The organism is Hydrogenophaga sp., from assembly GCF_014773545.1.
Lineage (GTDB): Bacteria > Pseudomonadota > Gammaproteobacteria > Burkholderiales > Burkholderiaceae_C > Hydrogenophaga.
The window spans coordinates 1-22,059 of record NZ_SDDV01000019.1 but is presented as its reverse complement, the minus strand read 5'-3'; the positions used below and the strand labels follow the sequence as shown (position 1 = coordinate 22,059).

Here is a 22,059-nt window from a genome sequence, read left to right as displayed (position 1 = left end):
ATGCCGCTGGCCTGGCCCAGCGGCCCCCAGTCGATCGCGCTGCGATTCCACAGCACCAGCGTCTGACCGCCGCGCTCGGCCTCGTCTTGCATGCAGCGGCGCAGGCGCCCGTGCGGCGGTCGGAAAAACAGCGGTGGCTCGCCGGTGATGTCGGCAATCGCGGCCGCGCCGTCGCGCACTTCGCGCCGCGCGCTGGCGGGCAGCAGGGTCCAGGGGTGGCGGTGGCTCCAGCTGTGGTTGCCCAGCGCGTGGCCGCCAGCAGCGATGCGGCGCAGCAGGGCTTGGTGCTGCACCGCCAGACAGCCGATGACGAAGAAAGTGGCGCGTGCCTGCGCCTGCGCCAGCAGGTCCAGGATCAGCGGCGTCCAGCGCGCGTCGGGTCCGTCGTCAAAGCTCAGCCGCACGCCGCCGGTGGCGGGGAGCTGGGCTGGCTGGGCGCTTGCGGTGTTGTCGGTCATGGGGGTGCCTGTGGGTCGCACGGGTGGTCGCTGGCAAAGTGGCGCTGCAGTTGCGCGTGGCTGATCCAGTAGCGGGTGGGTTCGAGTCGGGCGGCAGCGCGCGTCTGCGCGGCGGGCGCGAAGACCCACACTATCAGCCTGAAATAGGCCTTGAGCAGTTGCGTCCTCGCACTGGCGGGCAGCGGCTGCGGGCAAAAGCCGAATTGCTGGCCACGCGAGCCGAGCCAGCTCACCGCCTGAAAGCCCACCAGTTGCGCCAACAGCGGGTCGGAGCGCGTGCGCTCGGCCAGCAGCCGCATCGAGTCGAGGAACAAGCGGCCAAAGTGCTGCGCCGCGTGGCGCGCGCTCTGGCCGTCGAGGCGCAGCACGCGGGCGTTGTTCAGGTGCAGGGTGCCGACCTGATCACCCGGCACGATGCGGCTGCCGTCGGGGAATTCAATCGCCGGGCCCCGGTAGCGGCTGCTGCCGACGTAGAGCATCTCGCCGACCGGCTGCAGACGATGCCAGCGCTGATAGAGCCCGTCGACCCGCAGCATGCCGCGCAGCGCCAGCAGCCGCAGCCGTTCGCGCGCTGCGGGCTGCGCCACCGAGGTGCGGTGGGTCTGCGCCAGCGCCAGCGCCGCAGCGGCGATCTGGCGCGCGCCGTCGCGCAGGCCCAGCGCCAGAGCACGCTGCTGGGTGCGGGCCAGCTCGGTCGGGTCGGCCAGCCAGGCGCTCAGGGCGGCGGGCAGTTCGTCTGCGGCCACCAACTGGCCAACGCCGTTTTGCTCCAGAAAGCGCAGGTTGAAACTTTCCTGACCGCGCAGCGAGCTGGTGGCCAGCAGCGGCCGCCCGCAGGCCAGCGCTTCGGCCACCGTCAGACCGCCCGGTTTGCCCACCACCAGGTCGGCGGCGCGAAAAAAAAGTTCACTCTGTTCGGTCCAGCCGTGGGTGCGCAGGCGCCCCGCAAAGCGGGCTTTGAGCCGCTCCAGCGCGGCGCAGGCGCTGGCATTGTGCCCGCACAGCACCAGCAGCTGCAGCTCGGGCAGCGCCTGCAGCAGCCGCTCGGCCGCTTCGGCCACGCCCAGGCCCAGGCCGCCGCCGAGCAGCAGCACCAGCGGGCCCTCCAGGTCGATCTGCAGGCGCAGCCGGGCTTCGGTCTGGCTGGGCGGGTCGCGAAAACCGGGCATCAGCGGTATGCCGGTGGCCAGCAGCCGTGGCGGTTTGCCGTTGACGACACGCGCAGGGGCGACCGATGCGTGCGGCACGCAGTACAGGTCGGTGCCCGGGCGCAGCCAGAAATCGTGCATGCCGAAATCGGTCGGCACCCCCAGCGCCGGGATCTGCAGACGCTGACGCGTCTTGACGAAGGAAAACAGCGCCGCCGGGTGCATCTGGGTCGAGACCACCACGTCGGGCTGGAATGCGCGCAGCCGTGCGCGCAGCCGCCACGCCATGCGCAGCCAGCCCCAGCCGATCAGGATCGGCGCCAGCCGGCCACCGACGTTGGCGTTGGTCACACCGGGCACGTGCACCCGCCGCGCCAGCACGGCGCACAGCAGTCGAAACAGCCAACGGTCGAGTCCCGAGACCACGCCGTCGGGGGCAGCCGGGTCGGCCGGCTGCGCCGCCAGTTGCTGCATCACGGCGGCCAGCGCACTCGGCAGCGGAACCTTGTGATCGATCAGGTCGCGCCAGGTGCGCTCGTCGAGCTGGTAGAGCTGCTCATAGCGTTCGGGATGCTGCTGCACCAGCCAGAGATAGGTCTGGCGCAGCGCGTAGGCGATGTCCACATCCATCAGCGACCAGAAATCGAGCAGTTCCACCGTGGCGTCCGGTGCCGTCTCGCGCAGCGCGATCACCAAGGCCTGCGCAGCGCGCCAGTGGCCCGAACCCAGGGAGGAGGTCAACAGCAGCACGCGCGGTGCAGCGCTCTTGCGTTCAGACATCGGCGCGCTCCGCCAGCAACAGGTAGGTGGCGCGCGCCATGCGCCAGACGTCGGGCAGTTCGTGGCGCCAGAAACGCCACGTCAGCAGCGCGGACACGTTGGGGTCGACATGGCCCAGAACATGGTGGATCAAAAACAGCTGCGTGCGCGCGCCGCCGACGGCCTGCGCCAGCGCCAGCGACTCGGTAAAAGGAAACAGGGTGTCGTTTTTTCCATGCACCAGAATCAGACGTGCCTGCAGTTGCTGGAGTTCTTGGTGGGCCAGATCCAGGGCCTCCAGCTCGCGCCGCATGCTCGCTGGCAGGGCGTCGAACAGCGCGGCAAAACGCTGGCGGTCGCGGTTCGAGATCAGGTCAAAGACGCGGCGGCCCTCGGCGCTGAGTTGCGCCGCCAGGTCGTCCAGACCGGCCTGGCGGTCGGCCAGGCGGCGCTCCACCATGGTCTGCAGCAGCGCGCGATCATGCGCACTGGCCAGATGGCGCCGCGCCGACAACGCCAGCACCAGCTGGCCGTAGGCGTTGGGCTCCAGCGCCTGCCAGCGGCCGTCGTGCTCGAACCAGCCGGTGGTGATGAACAGCAGCGTGCGCCGCAGGTCGTGGTAGCCGCCCACGCCAAAAATGAAACGCACCTGTTCGCGCAGGTCGGCCCGCAGCGCAGCCAGCACCACCGGCCCGACCGAATAGCTGATGCCGACCAGGCCGACGCGGCCGCCGGCGCTCAGTTCGGTTTGCGAGGCCAGCCAGGTGAAGGCGTCCGCCACTTCCTGCACGTCGCCAGCGTACAGGCCGAGATCGGCGAATCCGGCCATGGCGGGCACCACGACCGCGAAGCCCGCGCGCGTCAGGGTGTTGGCAAAGGCAACAATTGCCGCTTCGTTGCGCCCATGCTGCACGGCACCCGGCACCAGCACCACGGCGGCCCGGGGCTGGCCCACGCCCGGCCGGTACAGATCGGCGGCGCGTTCGCGCCCGCCGATCTGGAACGTGATGGCGCTGCGCTGTGGCGCCGGAGTGACCGACTTGAGCCGCGACGGTGCCTTGCCCGCCACCGTGTCGGCCAGCACCAGCGCCGCGTCGTAGGCGCGTGTGACCGAGCAGCCCGACAGCAGCAGCGCACAGGCCAGCAGCAGGCCCAGCAGGCTGCTGCGCGTGTTCATGTCAGCACCGCCTGGCCGTTCCAAAGGTGCTGACAGCCCCCTTGGGGGGCAGCGAACAAAGTGAGCGTGGGGGCGTCATGTCCTAGAACGCCTGTGGCTGCCTGCGCCAGCGCCAGCAGCATGCCGCTGCCCAGCGTGGCCAGCCCGGTCAGCCCGGCGCTGCACAGCACGATGCCTATCGTCAGCCAAAGCGCCAGTCGGGGCACCGAGGCGCCGAGCAGCACACCCACGGCTGCACCCAAGGGCGCGCCGATCAGCAGCGGCGCCAGCAGACCCAGGCCGGGCACGCCGCAGCAGGTCCAGGCGCGCTGCAGCAGGCCGCGCGAGCGCGTGGCAGCCCGGCTGGCCGCGGCCGGCGGCTGGCGGCGCAGACGATCGCTCAAGCTCAATACCAGCAAGGTGCCCAGTCCGGCCCCGCCAGCGGCGGCCATCCCGGTGGTCCAGCCGTCCAGCCCCAGCAGCAGGCCGACCGGAACCGCGCTCCACAGCGTGGCCACGCCCAGCACCAGCACTGTCAAAACCTGTAGCGACATTTCCACGCGAAGCTCCTGTTTTTTGCGTTGCCGTCGGCGGCGCTGGCGGGGCACCTGTGTCCAAGCCCGCGCCGTCTCGCCGCCTCAAGGGTTGCAAGTATCGCAGCGCGCCGGGTCGGCCAGTTGACTGTCGGTGCGTGCGCGCTTTTGTCGCAGGTCACAGCGCAGGCAGCCGTACAGATCGGCGCAGGGCTCGCGCGTGGGTCTGCCGCAATCTGCGCAGGGCAGGCCGGGAATGCGTTCGATCAGGCCAAAGCCCGGGCAGTCGCAGGCCGGACAGCGCGTTTGCAACTTGGCGGCCAGCGCTTGGGCGGCGCGTTCGATGTGTTGCTGGCGCCCGGGGTGGGCGTGGGCACGCAGGTCATTTTCCAAGAATATCAGACCGCTGTGCGACTGCGCCAGTGCACGGTCAAAAGCCGCTTGCAGTGCATTCCAGTCGGCCAGGCCCTTGCACACGCGCGGGTCGTCTGCATCGTCTGGTCGCAGCGTCAGGTGGTGCGCGGGAAAGCCGGCGCGCCGCGCCAGCGCCTGCGCCTGCGCCCAATCTGCTGCCAGGCCGTGCACGTGCAGCGCCGCCCCTTGGGCCTGGGCGACCACCTCGATGCCGCGCGGTTCGTCAATAAACACCAACAGTTCCAGATTCCACGGCAACTGGCCGGAAAACGGGTCGGGCGCAAAGCTGCCTTCGCTGGCCAGACCGAGCGACAGGCCGCTGAGCTGCATGCCGATGCGCGCCTTCTGACGCGCCGCATCCAACTGGCTGCCGGCACGCGCAGTCTCGCGCGTGAAGCTGCCCAGACGGTCGGTGTCAAAGCCGCCCACCCGCTCGATTTGGCAGCCCAGCGCGGCCTGCAGCACCGGTGCGACCCAGCGCTCCTTGCCGTGCTGGGTCAGCAGCGCCACGCGCTGGCCGGCGTAGGGCGCAGTGGGTGTCGGGGCCGGGGTTTTTTCAGGCCACATAGAGCAGGATCGCCAGGTAGTGGCAGGCGCTGCCCGCCAGCACGAACAGGTGCCAGATGCCGTGGCCGTGGCGTATGCGCGGCGCGCCGACGTAAAACACCAGGCCCAGCGTGTAGCAAGCGCCGCCGACGACCAGCCAGGCCAGGCCGGCGGGCGTGAGCGCGTGCCACAGCGGCACCACCACCAGCAGCGCCAGCCAGCCCATCAGCAGGTAAATCAGCAACGACGACAAGCGCTTGCCGCGGGCCAGCCAGAGTTCTTGCACGATGCCAACGGCAGCCAGTCCCCAGGCCAGGCCCAGCAGCAGCCAGCCGCGCGGGCCGTGCAGCGTCACCAGGGCAAACGGCGTGTAGCTGCCGGCAATCAGCAGGTAGATTGCGCAGTGGTCGATTTTTTTGAACACCGCCTTGGCGCGCCCGCGCAGGCTGTGGTAAAGCGTGGAAGCCAGGTAGAGCGCCATCAGCGTGGCGCCGTAAATGCTGAAGCTGACGATCTTCCAGGGGTCACCCAGCAGCGCGGCGCGCGTCACCAGCAACGCCGTTCCAGCCACCGCCAGCAGCGCGCCCAGCAGGTGGCTGATGCTGTTGAAGCGCTCGCCGTGGATCATTTCAATCGGGCCGCGCCTGCTGCCGGAGCAGGCTGCGGTGCTGGCGCGGGGTGCATCGGTTCATGGCTGCGATTGTGGACTTGACTCGACTCGGTTGTGTCGGTTTGGCAGCATAAAGTGCCGGCGGTTGGACGCAGGCCATGCCGCGTCGGCTCCCCGGCGCTCGCCAGCCGACTTGAACCGAGATTGTCCATGAGACGCAGCTGCGGTGCTGGTGGGGTGCTGTTGGGGTGCTGGCGGCGCATGGGCGGTCAATGTTGCCCCTCTTCGGCGCCCATGGCACAGGCCATGGGCTTCGCGACGTCGGGACAAAACTGCCTCGCCCCTGCATCCACCAGCCCACCCAAGCCCAGTGGACAATCTCGGTTGAAAAGCCGTTAACCTACGGCCATGAAGTCCACCGCCTCTTTGTCCAGCAAGCTCCTGCGCATTGGTGCGGCCTTGTTGGTGGTGGCGCTGACCTCGATTGGCCTGACCCTGTGGATAAGCTGGCAGCTCGAAGGCGGGGCGGCTGCGGTCAACGAGGCCGGACGCATGCGCATGCAAATCTGGCAGATCACCAGCGTCACGCAGGCCAATCTGCCGCCTGCCGAGGTGGCTGCGCTGCTGCAGAAGTTCGACGCCAGCCTGGCCTTGTTGCGTCAGGGCGACCCGAGCCGACCGCTGTCGGTGCCCTGGGATGAGAACGTGGCGCGCGAATTTTCCGCGGTCGAGGCTTTGTGGCTGGAGCAACGCAGTCAATGGTTGCAAGGCGGTCAGTCCGCCGATGCAGCGCGATTGCAGCAGCAGGCGCAGACCTTCGTTGCCGCCATCGACCGCTTTGTGCGGGCGATTGAAAAACAGTTGGCCGACTTCACCACCGTGCTCAATTTGTTCCAGTTCGTCATGATGGCGCTGGCGATTGGCGCTGCGGTGGTGATGCTCTACACCGGGCAGCGCTACGTGATCAACCCGCTGGCGTATTTGCGCCAGGGCTTGCGGCAGCTCGAAGCGGGCCATTTTTCCACCCGGGTCAAGGTCGATACGCACGACGAGTTCGGCCAGGTGGCGGCCGGCTTCAACCGCATGGCGGCTACGCTGCAGACACTCTACTCCGGACTCGAGAGCAAGGTCGAAATCAAGACCCGGCGCATCGAAGCCCAGCGTGCGCGGCTGGAGGCGCTCTACGGCGTCAGCGCTTTTCTGGCCGGGGCCAACACCGTGGAAGAACTCAGCAGCGGATTTGCCCAGCGCGTGCGCACGGTGATGAAGGCCGACGCGGTGGCGCTGCGCTGGTCGGACGAGGCCAATCAGCGCTACCTCATGCTGGCCAGCGACTCTTTGGCGCCCGACATCGTAGAACAAGAGCGCAGCCTGCTGGCCGGAGCCTGCGCCTGCGGCAACCTCAAACCCGATGCACGCACCCGCGTGATTCCGATTCACCTGCATGAGGACGCCCCCGTGCGCCGTTGCGCCCAGGCGGGCTACCGCAGCCTGGTCAGCGTGCCGGTGCGGCTGCAGCAGCGGCTGATCGGCGAGATCGACCTTTTTTACGCCAGCGAGCTCAGTCTCAACGCCGACGAAACCGAACTGCTCGACGCGCTGGCCAGCCACCTGGCCAGCGCGCTCGAGGGTTTGCGTGCTGCTGCGCTGGAGCGCGAAGCTGCGGTGGGAGAAGAGCGCGCCTTGCTGGCGCGCGAATTGCACGACTCGATCGCGCAGTCGCTGGCGTTCTTGAAAATTCAGTTGCAGTTGCTGCGCACGGCGGTGCACAAGCAGCAGCCGGATCAGGTGCAGACCACGCTCGACGAGCTCGACGTCGGCTTGCGCGAAAGCATCGGCGATGTGCGTGAATTGCTGGTGCATTTTCGTACCCGCACCAACACCGACGATATCGAGGCTGCTTTGCGCGAAACGCTGCAGAAGTTCCAGCACCAGTGCGGCCTGCCGACGCGGCTGCAAATCGAAGGCGAGGGTCTGCCGCTGCCGGCCGATGTGCAAGTGCAGGTGCTGCACGTGCTGCAAGAGGCTTTGTCCAACGTGCGCAAGCACGCCGCAGCCAGTCACGTGAGTCTGCACGTGAACAAGGGCGCGCAGTGGCGCTTTACCGTGCGCGACAACGGTGTCGGCTTCGACGCCAGTGCGCAGCGCAGTGAAAACCACGTGGGCATGAAAATCATGCGCGAGCGCGCCGAACGCATCGGTGCGCAGGTCGATCTCAGATCCAGTCCGGGCCAGGGCTGCGCCGTCACCCTGATCTTGCCGCCTTACCCGGTGAGCGCGCCGAGCGCCGCCACCGTCGTCCTGCTGGATGGGTTGCGCGACGGACCGCCCGAACGGAGCTAAAGACTTCACCGGGCCGGATCCATGGGGCGAACGCTTGAAACCTGAAATGGTCGAATCATCGGGGTGTACTTTGCAGAGGTCGAACGTGAAAATCCTGATTGTCGAAGACGAACCCAAGACCGGTGACTACCTGCGTCAGGGCCTGCGCGAAGCCGGTTTTGTCGTCGAGCTGGCGCGCAACGGGCCGGACGGACTGCACATGGGTCTCGAAGGCGGCTGCGATTTGTTGATTCTGGACGTGATGCTGCCCGGCATGGACGGCTGGCGCGTGCTGGAATCCCTGCGCCGCCAGGGCCAACAGATGCCGGTCTTGTTCCTGAGTGCGCGCGATCAGGTGCAAGACCGCGTCAAGGGGCTGGAGCTGGGTGCTGACGATTACTTGGTCAAACCCTTTTCGTTTGCCGAGTTGCTGGCCCGTGTGCGCAGCATGTTGCGCCGCGGCCGCAGCGCCCTGGAGGCCAGCACGCTGCAGGTGGCCGATCTGGAGCTGGACTTGCTGCGCCGGCGCGTCACGCGCGCGGGCCGGCGCATTGACCTGACGGCGAAAGAATTCGGTTTGCTGGAGCTGCTGCTGCGCCGCCGCGGCGAGGTGCTGCCGCGTGCCTTGATTGCTTCGCAGGTGTGGGACATGAACTTTGACAGCGACACCAATGTGATCGAAGTCGCCGTGCGGCGCTTGCGCGCCAAGGTCGATGACGGCTTCGAGCCGCGGCTGATCCAGACCGTGCGCGGCATGGGCTACGTGCTGGAGGAGCCGCGTTGATGCCGCGTGCGCCCAGCCTGACCGTGCGCCTGACGGTGCTGTTCACCCTGGTCTCGGTGGTGGTGTTGCTGGGTCTGGCCGGGCTGGTGACTTGGGCCACCGAGCGCCACTTCGTCGACCTCGACCGCGTCTACTTGCAAGACAAGATTCAGATGATGCAGCACATTCTGGCCCAGGCGCCGCAGCCCCACGCGCTGACGGCCCGGCTGGACGCGCTGGTGCAGGCTTACCCCGGCCTGTTCGTTCAGATCGAACAGGACGGCCAGATAATTTACGCCGCCCGAGGGGTGTCCTTGCCGGCCGTGCTGGCCACGCCGGCCGCATTCGTGACGCCCTTGGACTGGAGCGAGGGCGCGCGTCAATTGCGCGGCATGAGTCTGGCGCTGCAGACGCCGACGGCCTTGGGGCAGCCGCTGTGGCTGCTGGTGGCGTTGGATACGCATCATCACACCCATTTCATGCACGAATTGCGCCAGCACCTGCTGGTTTACGTGTTGCTGGCCACCGGGGTCAGCGGCGTGCTGGGCTGGTCGGCGGCGCGTCGCGGTCTGGCGCCGCTGCGCATCATGAAAGAGCGCGCCCGGGCCGTTAGCGCCGACCGGCTCGATCAGCGCATGCCGGTGCAGGCGGTGCCGGTCGAGCTGGCTGACCTGGCCGCCAGCCTCAACGCCATGTTCGAGCGTTTACAGGCCGATTTTTTGCGTCTGAGCGAATTCTCCAGCGACCTCGCCCACGAGCTGCGCACACCCATCAGCAACCTGCTGACCCAGACCCAGGTGACGCTGGGCCAGCCGCGCGAGGCTCAGGTGTACCGCGACATCCTGGCCTCCAACGTCGAGGAGTTGCAGCGCCTCGCGCGCATGGTCTCGGACATGTTGTTTCTGGCCAAAACCGAGCACGGACTGGAGTTGCCGCAGCGCGAGCAGATAGCGCTGGCCGACGAAGTCCAGGCCGTATTTGGTTTTTATGAAGCGCTGGCACAGGAAAAGCAGTTGCAGCTCAGGCTCTCGGGTCAGGCTTTGGTGTACGGCGACCGGCTGATGCTGCGCCGCGCCATTGGCAATTTGTTGTCGAATGCGATTCGGCACTCGCCGCCGCAGGCCGCGGTCGTGGTGCGCCTGAGCGAGCGCGATCAGCAGTCCGTGCTGGTGATGGAAAACACCGGACCCGCCTTGACAGCAGAGGATCAACTGCGCATTTTTGACCGCTTCTACCGCGTCGACAAGGCCAGGACGCATCCAGATTGCGAGGGTGCCGGACTCGGTTTGCCAATCACCCGGGCCATCATGCGGGTGCACGGCGCAGAGGCAGCGGTGACTTGCGCCGGCTCAAGCACCCGGTTCGTGCTGACTTTTCCGCGCGCCGGCAGCCCGGCGCGCAGCGCGCAGGCCTAGTGTCTGTCGGACTTTGGGAACGCGGGCTGCAAAAGCGCCGCAGCGGCCCATTGTTATCGAAACGTCGTTTTTACCGGCTTTTTGACCCATGGATGAACCATGGGCCTGCGAATCCGGCAAAAACGGGTCGCCCCGCGACAAAACGCCGTGCTGCTGCTGACGGTTGCACACAAATCCGGCAGACTGCTGGATAATCAGACGTTGTCAGCACCTTTTTTCCATGCCTGCGAGGCGGTACGCGCGCCATGATAGACCTCAATAAGCCCAATCCGATGCTCGACCTGCTGGTCGCGCTGGTCATTCCGTCGCTCATCCTGATGAAGTTGAGCGACCCGCAGGATCTGGGCGCCGTCAACGCCTTGTTGCTGGCGCTGGCGTTTCCCTTGTTCTGGGGTGCACGCGAGCTGTGGCAGCGGCGCCGGTTCAACTGGATCGTCGCACTCGGTCTGGTCAGTATTTTGCTCACCGGCGGCATTGGCCTGCTGCAACTTGACAACCAGTGGCTGGCGGTGAAGGAGGCCGCTGTGCCCGGCTTGATTGGTCTGGTGGTGGCGGGCTCGGCGCTGACCAGCCGTCCGCTGGTGGGTGTGCTGCTCTACACGCCGGCGCTGATCGATACCGAGCGGGTGAGTCGGCAACTGCAAGAGCGCGGCAACCAGGCGGCGTTTGACGCGCGCCTGAAAACGGCCACCTGGATGTTGGGCGCTTCGTTCTTTTTCTCGGCCACCATGAATTATTTTCTGGCCACCTGGATCGTCACCAGCCCGGCCGGTAGCGCAGCATTCAACGAGGAACTCGGGCGCCTGACTCTGTTGAGCTACCCCATGATCGCGCTGCCATCAACGCTGATCTTGCTGGCCGTGCTGTATTACATTTCGCGTGCCGTTCGGGAGTTGGCCGGGCTCAAGCTGACCGAGGCGCTGCGCGCTCAGTAACACCGGCGCGCTCAGAACGGCGGCCCGTCGTCGTCCGGTGTGGTGTGCGCTGCCACACGGGGCGCCGTCTGGGGCGTGACGGTGGGGCCGGGTTTGGCGCTTTCGATCGGTGCTGCAGCACCCAATGACAGGGGTCCGCCCAGGGCTTGCAGCAGCGCCGGTATCAATTGGCGCAGTTCGCCAGTCGCCAGCGCCACGTCGGTGTCGAAACCGCTTTCGCTGTCCATGGGTCGGTCGTCGAACACGCCGTCCAGAAAAGTGATTTTCTTCAGTTGCAGCGACTCGCTCAGCAGCAAACCGATGCGACCTTCCCAGCTCAACGCCAGCCGGGTCGGCAGCTTGCCTTCACTGATGTGTTGGCGCACTTCGTCGGTCAGCAACGGGTGGCGGGTGAATTTGACGGTCGATTTTTCCTCGTCGCTTGATTTCAACTCGCATTCGCGCTCAACCACAAAGCCGCTTGGCCATTCGTTTGCTGAACTGGCCAGCAGCCACTGCGCCATGGCACTTTGCGGCGAGAGCTGGGTTTGCAGCAGATCGAGCGACAGACCGTCGCAGGCGCGCACCAGGGCGCTGATCACCTCGTCGGCCTTGCCCTGGCTGCTGGCGTCGGTCACCAGCCAGCCGTTTTCCGGGTCGATCCAGACCCAGACCTGCATCTGACGCGCAAACGCCTGCGGCAGCAGCGCCAGCAGCGCGTCTTCGCGCAGCGCCTTGAGTTCTTTTTTGCCCGGTTTGCGCCCGCTGCGCGCTTCAATCTCATCGGCTGCTTGCTGCGCTTTGTCGCGCAGCACCGAGCCCGGTACGCTCTTGGTCTCGATCTGTAGCTGCAGAATGCGCTGCCCGGCCACCGATTCGACCAGCGCGCCGTGCGCCTGGCCGCGCGGCGCGATCCAACCAACCGATTTGTCCTGCGTGGCGCCACAGGCTTGGAACGCCGCCGCTTGCAGCGCCGCTTCCAGCTCGGGCAGCGCAGGCGCCCAGCCGGGTGGCAGGCGGTAGATGGTCACATTTTTGAACACGTCGGTCTTTCAGAAAAAGAAAAAGCCGTGGTTTTCGGGGCGGCTTCTGGAGCCGTCGCCAAGAACCAGGCGCTGCCGATAATACCGGCCCTGACGCGGGCTGGCGTCGCGGCTAAAATTTCCCATTTCGCATTGCGCTGCCCGGCGCCGAAGGATCCGACCATGCCCGACTACCGTTCCTGGACCACCACCCGCGGCCGCAATATGGCTGGCGCGCGTGCGCTGTGGCGTGCCACCGGCATGCAAGACGCTGACTTCAACAAACCCATTATCGCGGTCGTCAACTCGTTCACCCAGTTCGTTCCTGGCCATGTGCACCTGAAAGACATGGGCCAGTTGGTGGCGCGTGAGATCGAAGCCGCCGGTGGCGTGGCCAAAGAGTTCAACACCATCGCCGTCGACGACGGCATTGCCATGGGCCACGGCGGCATGCTGTATTCGCTGCCGAGCCGCGAAATCATCGCCGACTCGGTCGAATACATGGTCAACGCGCACTGCGCCGACGCCATGGTCTGCATCTCCAACTGCGACAAAATCACCCCTGGCATGCTCAACGCCGCGCTGCGGCTGAATATTCCGGCCGTGTTCGTCTCGGGCGGGCCGATGGAGGCGGGCAAGGTCGTCTGGGGTGGCAAAGTCATCAAGCTCGATTTGGTCGATGCCATGGTGCAGGCCGCCGACAGCAGTTGTTCTGACGACGAAGTGGCGGCCACCGAGCGTTCGGCCTGCCCCACCTGCGGCTCCTGCTCGGGCATGTTCACCGCCAATTCCATGAACTGCCTGACCGAAGCGCTGGGCTTGAGCCTGCCCGGCAACGGCTCGCTGTTGGCAACCCACGCCGACCGGCGCGAGTTGTTTTTGCAGGCCGCCCGTTTGATCGTCAAAAACACCCGGCGCTACTACGAAAACGGTGACGAGCGGGTGTTGCCGCGCAGCATCGCCAGTTTCGCCGCGTTTGAGAACGCCGTTGCGCTCGATGTGGCCATGGGGGGGTCGACCAACACCGTGCTGCACCTGCTGGCCGCTGCGCACGAAGCCGCCGTGCCGTTTTCCATGGCCGACATCGACCGCATGAGCCGGCGCGTGCCCAACCTGGCCAAGGTGGCGCCTTCGACCCCGCTCTACCACATGGAAGACGTGCACCGCGCCGGTGGTGTGATGGCTTTGCTGGGCGAGCTCGACCGGGGTGGCCTGATCAACCGCGACCTGCCCACCGTGCTGTGCGAAAGCCTGGGCGAGCAAATCGAGCGCTACGACGTGGGGCGCCTGCCCAGTGCCGAGGTGCAGCAGTGGTACCGCGCCGCCCCGGGCGGCGTGCCGACGCAGGTGGCGTTCTCGCAGCAGCGGCGTTACGACACGCTTGACCTCGACCGCGAGAACGGCTGCATCCGCCGCATCGAACACGCGTATTCGCAAGACGGTGGTCTGGCAGTGCTGTACGGTAACCTGGCGCAAGACGGCTGTATCGTCAAAACGGCCGGCATCGACACCAGCATGTACGAGGCCGAACAACTGCGCTACACCACCAGCGTGCCGACTTCGGTGCTGCGGGTGTTCAAAGGCCCGGCGCGGGTCTACGAGTCGCAAGAGGCGGCGGTGCAAGCCATTTTGGAAGACCAGATCAAGGTCGGTGACGTGCTGGTCATTCGTTACGAAGGTCCGCGCGGCGGCCCTGGGATGCAGGAGATGCTTTACCCGACCAGCTACCTCAAGTCCAAGGGGCTGGGCAAATCGTGCGCCCTCATCACCGACGGCCGTTTTTCTGGCGGCACCTCGGGGTTGAGCATTGGCCACATGTCGCCGGAAGCGGCCGAAGGCGGCAACATCGGTCTGGTGCAAGACGGCGACCTGATCGAAATCGACATTGCGCGGCGCAGCATCGAGTTGCTGGTGAGCGAGGCCGACTTGAGCGAGCGCCGCAGCGCCATGCAAGCACGCGGCGTGCAGGCCTGGAAGCCCTTGCAGCGCGAGCGCTGGGTCTCGCCGGCCTTGCGCGCCTACGCCGCCATGACGACCAGCGCCGCCACTGGCGCGGTGCGTGACGTAAGCCAGGTCGAGCGCCGCTGCGATCCTTGAACCCATTCGGGCTGAGCTTGTCGAAGCCCTTCGACAAGCTCAGGGCGAACGATTGATACTTCACTGGGCCCAGGCGATGATGGACGATTTGGGTTGAACCTGGGGGGGCGGCAGTTGGCCGCTCACGGGCTCCGCAGGCAGGCCGCAGCGCTTCAGAGTTCTTCCACCCGGCGCGCCGGGTAGCTGTCCCAGCTCTGGCAGCCGGGGCAGTGCCAGAAATGCTGCCGGGCTTCAAAACCGCAGGCTGCGCATCGGTAGCGTTTCAGCGGTGCGCTGGCTTGCTCCAGCGCCGCTTGCACCTGGGTTTTGGCGTCGGGGTGGGACAGCGTCTCTGCGCTCAGCCACTGGGCCGCCATCACCAGCGAAGGCTCGCGTTTCAGGTGCTGCAAGAAATGCGCACGCGCGGCTTGCGGGTCAACGCTCAGGCGCGCCAGCGCTTGGGTCACGTCGATTGTGGGGGCTTGCACCTGAGCCGCTTGCAGCACAGCCGCGGCGTGTTCTTGTTGGTCGGTCTGGGTTGCCAGGTCGGCCAGCGTGCCAGCGGCCAGCGGCAGGCCTTGCGGCGCTTGCTGAGCGAGTTGCAGCAGGGCGTCAAAGGCGCCGCTGGCGTCACCCGCTTGCGCTTTCAGGGCCGATAACGCCAGCCAGCCGCGCGCCAGTTGCGGTGCTTGCTGGACGGCTTGGATCAGCAGGCGCTGGGCCTGTGCGCTGTGGCCGCTGCGCTGCGCCTGCTCGGCTTCTTCGCACAGGTAGTGCGCCAGCCGCTTGGTGAAGTTGCCCTGATCGGCGGCTTGCAGGCGCTGCGCCACCCGTCTGGCCTGCGGCCAGTCACGCGAACGCTCGTAAATGGTCAGCAGCGCCAGCAGGGCTTCGGCTTCGAAGCTCGAGCCCTCGAGTTTATGCAGCGCCGCTTCGGCACGGTCGAGCAAGCCGGCTTTCAGAAAATCCAGGGCCAGCGCGTGTTGCGCTCGGTCACGGTCCTTGCGGCTGAGATCGGCGCGGGCCAGCAGGTGTTCGTGCACGCGCACGGCGCGGTCATAGTCGCCGCGGCGACGAAACAGGTTGCCCAGCGCAAAGTGCAGCTCGGCGGTGTCGGGGTCGCTTTGCACCGCTTCGATGAAGGCGTCTATGGCCTGGTCTTGCTGTTCGTTGAGCAGGTGGTTGAGTCCGCGAAAATAAGCCTTGGGTGCGCGTCGGCTCTCCAGTCGCCACTGGCGCAGGTCCAGGCGCGAGGCGCCCCAGCCGAGTGCGAACGCCAGCGGCAGCCCCCAGAGCATCCAGGTCAGGTCAAATGCCATGGCGCGGATCGGTCGGCTCGACCGTCGGGGTTGGCGCTTCGCTCGGTGGCAGTGCGTCGGCGCGCTCTGCTGCTGGCGCAGCCACCGCGGCCTTCCTGGCGCGCAGCCACAGCGGCAGCATCACCGCGACGCCCAGGAATACGCCCAGCACCAGCGCCGCCAGCAGCACCAGCACCAGTGGCGCTTGCCAGGAGGCGCCAAAAAACAGGTGCAGCGTGACCGGCGCCTGATTGTTGAGCGCAAAGGCAAACAGAACAAAAAAAATGGCTGCCTTGAGCAGCCACATCGGGTATTTCAAATCGACCTCTCGGTGGTGGATCGATTGTAATGTTCAGACTGCCGGATCGGTCGGTGTGGGCTGGGTCTGAGCGTTCAAGGCGTCGGTTTTGATGTCGACTTGTTCACGCAAGGCTTTGCCGGGTTTGAAATGCGGCACGCGCTTTTGCGGAATCATCACGCTTTCGCCCGAGCGCGGGTTGCGGCCCAGACGCGGGGCGCGGTGATTGACGGAAAAGCTGCCAAAACCCCGAATTTCGATCCGACGCCCCTTGACCAGGGCTTCGCTCATGGCGTCGAGAATGGCCTTGGCGGCACATTCCACGTCGCGCTGGGTGAGTTGGCCAAAGCGTTCGGCCAGGGTTTCAACAAGGTCGGAACGGGTCATGGGTGCGGATCAAAAAAAGGGGAAAAGCACCAGCTTCAAGGTCCGGCGCTGGCAGCGCCGGACCTTGAAGCTGGAACGGGGCTCAGGTGCGGTCGTTGTCGAGCTTGGCGCGCAGCAAGGCCCCCAGGCTGGTGGTGCCGGCATTTTCGCGCGCAGACTGCTGGCTCAGGGTGGCCATGGCCTCTTGCTGGTCGGCGGCGTCCTTGGCTTTGATGGACAACTGGATGTTGCGCGTCTTGCGGTCGATGTTGACCACCACGGCGTTGACCGAGTCGCCTTCCTTGAGCACGTTGCGCGCGTCTTCCACGCGGTCGCGGCTGATTTCTGAGGCGCGCAAATAGCCCAGTACGTCGCCGCCGAGGTCAATTTCGGCGCCCTTGGCATCCACGGTCTTGACCTTGCCGCTGACCACCGAGCCTTTGTCGTTGACCGAGACGAAGGTGGTGAACGGGTCGCCGTCGAGCTGCTTGATGCCCAGGGAAATGCGTTCACGATCGATGTCGATCGCCAGCACGATCGCCTCGACCTCCTGGCCTTTCTTGAAGTTGCGCACGGCGGCGTCGCCGGTTTCGTTCCACGACAGGTCAGACAGGTGCACCAGGCCGTCGATGCCGGCGGCCAGGCCGACGAACACGCCGAAGTCGGTGATCGACTTGATCGGGCCCTTGACGCGGTCGCCGCGTTTGGTGCCTTCGGCGAATTCGTGCCAGGGGTTGGCGCGGCACTGCTTCATGCCCAGCGAGATGCGGCGCTTGTCTTCGTCGATGTCGAGCACCATGACTTCGACTTCGTCGCCCAGCGAGACCAGCTTGCTTGGCGCCACGTTTTTGTTCGTCCAGTCCATCTCGGAGACGTGTACCAGGCCTTCGATGCCGGGTTCGAGTTCGACAAAAGCACCGTAGTCGGCGATGTTGGTGATCTTGCCGAACAGGCGTGTGCTCTGTGGGTAGCGGCGCGCCACGCCCATCCAGGGGTCGTCGCCCATTTGCTTGAGGCCGAGCGAGACACGGTGTTTTTCGGTGTCGAACTTGAGGATTTTGGCGGTGATTTCCTGTCCGGCATGCACCACTTCGCTTGGGTGGCGCACGCGGCGCCAAGCCATGTCGGTGATGTGCAGCAGGCCGTCGATGCCGCCCAGATCGACGAAGGCGCCGTATTCGGTGATGTTTTTCACCACACCGTGCACGATCGCACCTTCCTTGAGCGTGTCCATCAGCTTGGCGCGCTCTTCGCCCATCGAGGCTTCGACCACCGCGCGGCGCGAGAGCACCACGTTGTTGCGCTTGCGGTCGAGCTTGATGACTTTGAATTCCAGGGTCTTGTTTTCGTATGGCGTGAGGTCTTTGGTCGGACGGCTGTCGACCAAGGAGCCGGGCAAGAAGGCGCTGATGCCGTTGACCATGACCTTGAGGCCGCCCTTGACCTTGGCCGAGGTGGTTCCGGTGACGAAGTCGCCCGATTCGAGCGCTTTTTCCAGCGACATCCAGGACGCCAGGCGCTTGGCCTTGTCGCGCGAGAGCAAGGTGTCGCCAAAGCCGTTTTCGACCGAGTCGATGGCGACCGAGACGAAGTCGCCGACCTGGACTTCGAGCTCGCCTTGGTCGTTCTTGAATTCGGCCAGCGGCACGTAAGCTTCGGACTTCAGGCCGGCGTTGACCACTACGTGGCTGTGTTCGATACGCACCACCTCGGCGGTGATGACTTCGCCCGAGCGCATCTCGGCGCGTTGCAAGGATTCTTCGAACAGGGCGGCAAAAGATTCAGACATTGAGTTTCCTAGAGCCGTTCAAGCCGTCGCGGCGTGCCAGTGCAGGGGTGGCTGGCGCGCAAGTCGGCGGTTGGGCGGCGTTGACGTGGCGGCCGGTGCGGCCGCGGGTTGATTTGAAATATCCATTGGGCCTGCGGGCTGGGAAGCGCCCGGCGGTGCCGTTTGGGCCATTGCAAAAGCGCTCTCAGAGGGCTGAAAACGCCGTTTTGCCTTGCCACCAGCGCAACACCTGCTGCACCGATTGCTCGATGTCCAGCGCGGAGTTGTCCAGCAGCAAGGCGTCTTCGGCGGGCTTCAAGGGGGCGTGGCTTCGCGCGGCGTCGCGCAAGTCACGCTCCTCAATGCTTGCCAAAAGGTCTTCAATGCTAGCAGAAATTCCATTGGAAATCAACTGCTTGTGGCGCCGCTGGGCGCGCTGCTCGGCGCTGGCGGTCAGAAAGACCTTGAGCGGCGCGTCGGGAAAGAGGGTGCTTCCCATGTCGCGCCCGTCGGCCACCAGGCCGGGCAGGCGGCAAAACCGACGCTGCAAGTCCAGCAACGCGCAGCGCACCTGGGGCAGCGCTGCCACGCGCGAGGCCGCCATGGCGGCCGCTTCGCTGCGCAGCGAAGCGCTCACGTCCACGCCGTCGAGCAGAACTTGCTGCCCCGCAAAACGCAGTGGCAAGCTGGCCGCCAACTGACCCAGGCGATCGGCGTGCCCGGAGTCTTGCAGATCGGCCGCCTGCGTGGACAGGCCGGCTTGTTGTGCCGCCAGACCGACCAGGCGGTATAGCGCGCCCGAGTCAAGCAGGTGAAAGCCCAAGCGCTGCGCCAGTTCGGCCGCCAGCGTGCCTTTGCCCGACGCGCTCGGGCCGTCGATACAGATCACCGGAATGCGCTTGGCGTCGGTCTGGCAGACGGCAAACAGGGTTTCAAAATAGTCCGGAAAGGTCTTGCCGACGCATTTCGGGTCTTCGATCCGCACCGTCTGGGCCGCCGGGTTGAAGGCGGCGAGCGAAAAGCACATGGCGACCCGGTGGTCGTCGTAGGTTTGGATGCTGGCGCTGCGCCAGCCCTTGGCCAGGTCGGGCGGCGTGATGCGAAGGCAGTCGGCGCCTTCTTCCACCGTGGCACCGAGCTTGCGGCATTCGCTGGCCATGGCGGCAATGCGGTCGGTTTCTTTGACGCGCCAACTGGCGATGTTGCGCAGCGTGCTGCTGCCGTCGGCGTACAGTGCCATCACCGCCAGCGTCATGGCGGCGTCGGGGATGTGGTTGCAGTCCAGGTCTATGGCTTTGAGCGGCCACTGGCCGCGCCGCACCAGCAGGTGGTTGGCTGCGCCCGAGACGTGTGCACCCATCTGGCGCGCGGCGTCGATAAAGCGGATGTCGCCCTGAATTGACGCCAGTCCGACGCCTTCGATGCGGATGCCGTCGCTGCCGGGTGCTGGCGGCGCAATCGCACCGAGCGCGATGAAGTAGCTCGCCGAGGAGGCGTCGCCCTCGACGTGGATGCGCCCCGGCGAGCGGTAGTGGCTGTGGGCCGGAATGCAAAAGCGCTGCCAGCCTTCGCGTTCGACCCGAACGCCGAATTGCTGCAGCAGATTGAGGGTGATTTCGATATAGGGGCGCGAGATCAACTCGCCTTGCACCTCGATCACGACCGCTTGCCCCTGGGCCGACCCGGCCTGCGCGCTGTGCGTGGCCAGCGGCAGCGCCAGCAGCAGCGCGGTGAGGAATTGGCTCGAGACGTCGCCGCGGACCCGGATCGGCTGCTGCAACTGCAGCGCTTGCACCTGCCCGGTGCCCAGTTTGAGCGGCGGAAAACCGGGCTGAGCGCTGTAGTCCAGCGTGCAACCGAGCTGGCGCAGCGCATCGACCAAATCGGCAATCGGGCGTTCGTGCATGCGCGCGACGCCGCTGAGTTCGAAGCTGCCGCCGTGGCGTGCCGCCAGCAGCGCCAGCGCGGCCGTCAGCGGGCGCATGGCGGTGCCGGCATTGCCGAGAAAAAGGGCGGCTTGCCGAACCGGCAGCGCACCGCCCAGGCCGTGCAGCCGCAGCGCGCCGTCGGCCTGCGGCTCGATGCGGCAGCCCAATTGCGTCAGCGCGTTCAACATGACCTGGGTGTCGTCCGAGTCGAGCAGATCGACGATGTCAGTCTGGCCCTGGCTCAGGGCGGCCAGCAGCAGCACGCGGTTGGAGATGCTTTTCGAGCCCGGCAGCCGAACCGTGCCGCCGGCGCTGCACAGCGGCGGGATGTCGAGATGGGAAATGGGGAGCATGCGTGAGGTCCGCCGTCAGAATGTTTGCACAACCGAGCAGTTTAGCCCGGCCGCCGGTGCGCCGCGCCCGCGCCGGCGCAAGGGGAGTCGATGCCGGGTCGCTGCCTCGTGCGCGGGGGCCAACCATCAGCGCGCCAGCTCGACCTCGACCCGGCGCAGCCCGTGCGGCGGGGCCGGGAAGTCACGCAGCGCGGCGTCGAGCATGGCGCGCCAGAGGGCGGGCGAGGCGTTCCAGCGGCCGTCGTGTACGGCGCGCGATTCGAATACGACCCGGCCGTCTGCTGCCTGCCGGATCAGCAGCGACACCTCGCGCTGCTGCTGCGGCGGTTGCGGCGGCGGGAAAACCGGAGCCCAGACGATTTGTCCGCCGCCGGTGATCACATGGCCGCGCCCCGGCCAGTCAAAGCCGCTCCAGGGCGTGCCCCAGAACAGGCCCCAGTGATCCTCCCAGGGCGCACGCGCCAGGTATTGCGTGCGGGCCGCCACCTGCACCGTCCAGGGCGCCGGTGCCGCAGCGTCGGCCAGCGTCCAGCCGACCTCGCCCAGCGCCGCGCGCGTCAGGCGCTCCAACTCATCCTGGGCGGCGGCGGCGCGGCCTTCGCGCTGCGAGGGCAGGCGTTCGAAGCGGTAGCTCTGTGGTGGCTGCGGCACGGCTGCCGCTGGCGCTGCGGCGGGCTCGCTCCAGTGCGCAAAACTCTGCACCTGGTTGTCCACCACCCATACGCTGGCGCAGCCACTGAGCGCAAACAGCGCCAGCGCGGCCAGGGCGATTTTCAGGCCGCCGCCGGCTTGCGCGGCGGCCGGTGGGCAAGGTGCAGACTTGCTGCTCATCGCGCGCTCCTGGATAGGGTTGTGGTGCGGGGCCTGATTGCGCTCAGGGCGCGAGCGCAACCGGTATGAGCGTTTTCGCTACCCTACCGTTCCCGTCGTCGTCGTCGTGGTGCAGCCAGGGTGCTGCGTAGGGTTCGCCCGCGCGTGCAGGCAGTGGTTCGTCGTCAAACACCTTGTCGCCAGCGGCGTCGGCCACACCGCTGGCGCGCAGGCTGGCAAACGGGTGCAGCTTGGCGTCCATCAGGTGGCTGGGCACCACGTTTTGCAGCGCGCTGAACATGCTTTCGAGTCGGCCCGGAAATTTGATGTCCCACTCCCTGAGCAGGTTGCCGATTTGCTTGCGTTGCAGGTTTTCCTGGCTGCCGCACAGCGTGCAGGGAATGAGGGGGAACTGGCGCACCTGCGCCCAGCGGATCAGGTCTTTCTCGGGCACGTAGGCCAGCGGGCGAATCACCATGAACTCGCCGTTGTCACTCACCAGCTTGGGCGGCATGCCCTTGAGCTTGCCGCCAAAGAACATGTTGAGGAACAGCGTTTGCAGCATGTCGTCGCGGTGATGGCCGAGCGCGATCTTGGTCGCACCCAGCTCCTTGGCCACGCGGTACAGGATGCCGCGGCGCAACCGGCTGCACAGGCTGCACAGGGTCTTGCCTTCGGGAATCACTTTTTTGACGATGGAATAGGTGTCTTGCGTCTCGATGTGGAACCGGACGCCCAACTGGCCGAGGTACGCGGGCAAGATATGGGCCGGAAAGCCGGGCTGCTTCTGGTCGAGGTTGACCGCGATCAGCTCGAAACTGATCGGCGCGCGCGCTTGCAGTTTCAACAGGATGTCGAGCAGGCCGTAGCTGTCTTTGCCACCCGAGAGGCAGACCATCACGCGGTCGCCTTCCTCGATCATGTTGAAGTCCACGATGGCACGTCCGACCTCGCGGCACAGGCGTTTTTCCAGCTTGTGGTTTTCGAAGGCGCGTTTTTCCGGGGTCATGTCATTGTTTCCATTCGGTGTCCGGCACGAGACCTTGCATGAAGGCGTAGGACAGGGGTAGGGTGTGGATGTTGTTCACTTCGGCGTTTTCGC

At 66.3% G+C, this 22,059-nt stretch carries 20 protein-coding genes; 5 read left to right on the top strand and 15 right to left on the bottom strand.

From position 1 onward, the window contains the following. The 6 genes from EST26_RS10425 to EST26_RS10400 form a co-directional block, all read right to left on the bottom strand. On the bottom strand, nt 1-458 hold a 458-nt coding region (locus tag EST26_RS10425), incomplete at its 3' end, for a polysaccharide deacetylase family protein (RefSeq protein WP_291067661.1). Further along, complete coding sequence (locus tag EST26_RS10420) at nt 455-2,386, bottom strand: hypothetical protein (protein WP_291067660.1); 1,932 nt, start codon at nt 2,384-2,386, stop codon at nt 455-457. The genes EST26_RS10425 and EST26_RS10420, both read right to left, overlap by 4 nt. Next, entirely contained in the window at nt 2,379-3,542 is a 1,164-nt protein-coding gene (locus EST26_RS10415) for a CocE/NonD family hydrolase (RefSeq protein WP_291067659.1), read from the bottom strand. The genes EST26_RS10420 and EST26_RS10415 overlap by 8 nt, the downstream gene beginning before the upstream one ends. After that, a complete protein-coding gene (locus EST26_RS10410) occupies nt 3,539-4,081 on the bottom strand; it encodes a hypothetical protein (RefSeq protein ID WP_291067657.1) in 543 nt (180 codons plus the stop codon). The genes EST26_RS10415 and EST26_RS10410 overlap by 4 nt, the downstream gene beginning before the upstream one ends. A gap of 78 nt (nt 4,082-4,159) precedes the next feature. Further along, nucleotides 4,160-5,035, bottom strand: coding sequence for a DUF6671 family protein (locus EST26_RS10405; protein ID WP_291067655.1), 876 nt, complete (start codon nt 5,033-5,035; stop codon nt 4,160-4,162). Beyond that, the gene (locus EST26_RS10400; RefSeq protein WP_291067653.1) at nt 5,025-5,642 is read right to left on the bottom strand and encodes a hemolysin III family protein; all 618 of its coding nucleotides are present in this window, start codon (nt 5,640-5,642) and stop codon (nt 5,025-5,027) included. Before EST26_RS10400 ends, EST26_RS10405 begins: the two co-directional genes overlap by 11 nt. Before the next feature lie 390 nt (nt 5,643-6,032). Here EST26_RS10400 and EST26_RS10395 point away from each other — a divergent pair, with 390 nt between their 5' ends. The 4 genes from EST26_RS10395 to EST26_RS10380 all read left to right on the top strand — a co-directional run bounded on the left by EST26_RS10395 (nt 6,033) and on the right by EST26_RS10380 (nt 11,059). Beyond that, the gene (locus EST26_RS10395) at nt 6,033-7,967 is read left to right on the top strand and encodes a type IV pili methyl-accepting chemotaxis transducer N-terminal domain-containing protein (RefSeq protein ID WP_291067651.1); all 1,935 of its coding nucleotides are present in this window, start codon (nt 6,033-6,035) and stop codon (nt 7,965-7,967) included. A gap of 85 nt (nt 7,968-8,052) precedes the next feature. Further along, nucleotides 8,053-8,730: a heavy metal response regulator transcription factor gene (locus tag EST26_RS10390; RefSeq protein ID WP_291067649.1), complete on the top strand. Its 678-nt coding sequence runs from the start codon at nt 8,053-8,055 to the stop codon at nt 8,728-8,730. Then, complete coding sequence (locus EST26_RS10385) at nt 8,730-10,124, top strand: heavy metal sensor histidine kinase (protein WP_291067647.1); 1,395 nt, start codon at nt 8,730-8,732, stop codon at nt 10,122-10,124. Before EST26_RS10390 ends, EST26_RS10385 begins: the two co-directional genes overlap by 1 nt. A gap of 245 nt (nt 10,125-10,369) precedes the next feature. After that, a complete protein-coding gene (locus EST26_RS10380) occupies nt 10,370-11,059 on the top strand; it encodes a VC0807 family protein (protein WP_291067645.1) in 690 nt (229 codons plus the stop codon). Between the two features lie 11 nt (nt 11,060-11,070). Here EST26_RS10380 and EST26_RS10375 read toward each other — a convergent pair whose 3' ends face one another. After that, the gene (locus EST26_RS10375; RefSeq protein ID WP_291067643.1) at nt 11,071-12,081 is read right to left on the bottom strand and encodes a recombination-associated protein RdgC; all 1,011 of its coding nucleotides are present in this window, start codon (nt 12,079-12,081) and stop codon (nt 11,071-11,073) included. Further along, entirely contained in the window at nt 12,066-12,245 is a 180-nt protein-coding gene (locus EST26_RS10370; protein ID WP_291067641.1) for a hypothetical protein, read from the bottom strand. Before EST26_RS10370 ends, EST26_RS10375 begins: the two co-directional genes overlap by 16 nt. Here EST26_RS10370 and ilvD point away from each other — a divergent pair. Next, nucleotides 12,244-14,157 carry a dihydroxy-acid dehydratase gene (gene ilvD / locus EST26_RS10365; RefSeq protein ID WP_291067639.1) on the top strand — a complete coding sequence of 638 codons (1,914 nt, stop codon included), beginning with the start codon at nt 12,244-12,246 and terminating at the stop codon, nt 14,155-14,157. The two genes, EST26_RS10370 and ilvD, sit on opposite strands and share 2 nt — an antisense overlap. 152 nt (nt 14,158-14,309) lie before the next feature. On the opposite strand, the gene lapB is transcribed toward ilvD, so the two are convergent. From lapB to ttcA, 7 genes are all read right to left on the bottom strand, one after another. Continuing rightward, on the bottom strand, nt 14,310-15,455 hold the full coding sequence (lapB, locus tag EST26_RS10360) for a lipopolysaccharide assembly protein LapB (RefSeq protein ID WP_291067638.1): 1,146 nt from the start codon (nt 15,453-15,455) through the stop codon (nt 14,310-14,312). Further along, nucleotides 15,445-15,753 (bottom strand): lipopolysaccharide assembly protein LapA domain-containing protein, encoded by a 309-nt coding sequence (locus EST26_RS10355; protein WP_291067636.1) that lies wholly within the window; start codon nt 15,751-15,753, stop codon nt 15,445-15,447. The genes lapB and EST26_RS10355 overlap by 11 nt, the downstream gene beginning before the upstream one ends. 33 nt (nt 15,754-15,786) lie before the next feature. Continuing rightward, the gene (locus EST26_RS10350) at nt 15,787-16,119 is read right to left on the bottom strand and encodes an integration host factor subunit beta (protein WP_291067634.1); all 333 of its coding nucleotides are present in this window, start codon (nt 16,117-16,119) and stop codon (nt 15,787-15,789) included. A gap of 82 nt (nt 16,120-16,201) precedes the next feature. Next, on the bottom strand, nt 16,202-17,887 hold the full coding sequence (gene rpsA, locus EST26_RS10345; protein WP_291067632.1) for a 30S ribosomal protein S1: 1,686 nt from the start codon (nt 17,885-17,887) through the stop codon (nt 16,202-16,204). 184 nt (nt 17,888-18,071) lie between these two features. After that, on the bottom strand, nt 18,072-20,147 hold the full coding sequence (locus EST26_RS10340; protein ID WP_291067630.1) for a bifunctional 3-phosphoshikimate 1-carboxyvinyltransferase/cytidylate kinase: 2,076 nt from the start codon (nt 20,145-20,147) through the stop codon (nt 18,072-18,074). Between the two features lie 126 nt (nt 20,148-20,273). Then, nucleotides 20,274-20,978, bottom strand: coding sequence for a hypothetical protein (locus EST26_RS10335; RefSeq protein ID WP_291067628.1), 705 nt, complete (start codon nt 20,976-20,978; stop codon nt 20,274-20,276). A 43-nt stretch (nt 20,979-21,021) separates the two neighbouring features. Then, complete coding sequence (ttcA, locus tag EST26_RS10330; RefSeq protein WP_291067626.1) at nt 21,022-21,966, bottom strand: tRNA 2-thiocytidine(32) synthetase TtcA; 945 nt, start codon at nt 21,964-21,966, stop codon at nt 21,022-21,024. Between the last annotated feature and the right edge of the window lie 93 nt (nt 21,967-22,059).